At 63.6% G+C, this 900-nt stretch carries 1 protein-coding gene; it reads right to left on the bottom strand.

Annotated elements, in window-relative coordinates:
* Positions 1–27: 27 nt before the first annotated feature.
* Positions 28–900, bottom strand: an 873-nt coding sequence (cysS, locus tag OC610_RS28135) for a cysteine--tRNA ligase (protein WP_264432915.1), incomplete at its 5' end; no start/stop codon positions are given.

Raw genomic sequence — 900 nt, 5'->3', positions numbered from 1 at the left:
CAGTGGGTATTTCGCGTCTAAGAGATCTTAGTCCGCCAATCGCCAGGTCGTCCCGCCCTTCCCGTCTTCCAGCACCACGCCCATGGCGGTGAGCTGGTCGCGGATGCGGTCGGATTCGGCCCAGTCCTTGTTGGCCCGCGCAGCCAGGCGCGCCTGGATCAACGCCTCGACCTCGGCGGCATCCACGCGGCCTTCGGCGCCGGCTTGCAGGAAGTCATCGGCTTCGAGCTGCAACACACCCAGCACACTGGCCAGTTCCTTCAAGCGTGCCGCCAGGCCCGCCGCCGCATCGAGATCGCTTTCACGCAGGCGATTGATCTCACGCACCATCTCGAACAGCACCGCGCACGCTTCCGGCGTGCCGAAGTCGTCGTTCATCACTTCGGTGAACCGCGCCACGAACGCTTCGCCACCGGCAGGCGGCACGCTCGGCAGGCCTTTTAACGCGTGGTAGAAACGCTCCAGGGCACCCTTGGCGTCCTTGAGGTTGTCTTCCGAGTAGTTGATGGCGCTGCGGTAGTGGCTCGACACCAACAAGTAACGCACGACTTCCGGGTGATACTTGTCGAGCACGTCGCGGATGGTGAAGAAGTTGTTCAAGGACTTGGACATCTTCTCGCCATTGATGCGAATCATGCCGCAATGCATCCACGCGTTGGCGTAGGTCTTGCCGGTGGCCGCTTCGCTCTGGGCGATTTCGTTCTCGTGGTGCGGGAACTCCAGGTCGCTGCCGCCGCCATGAATGTCGAAGGTCTCGCCCAGGCAGCAGGTCGACATCACCGAGCACTCGATGTGCCAGCCCGGACGCCCGGCGCCCCATGGCGACTCCCAGCTCGGTTCGCCCGGCTTGGCGCCTTTCCACAGGACGAAGTCCAGCGGGTCTTCCTTCGACTCGTCGAC

Source organism: Pseudomonas agronomica (assembly GCF_025917275.1).
GTDB lineage: Bacteria > Pseudomonadota > Gammaproteobacteria > Pseudomonadales > Pseudomonadaceae > Aquipseudomonas > Aquipseudomonas agronomica.
The sequence above is the reverse complement of the archived record's forward strand: the minus strand, read 5'-3'. Positions and strand labels throughout refer to the sequence as shown.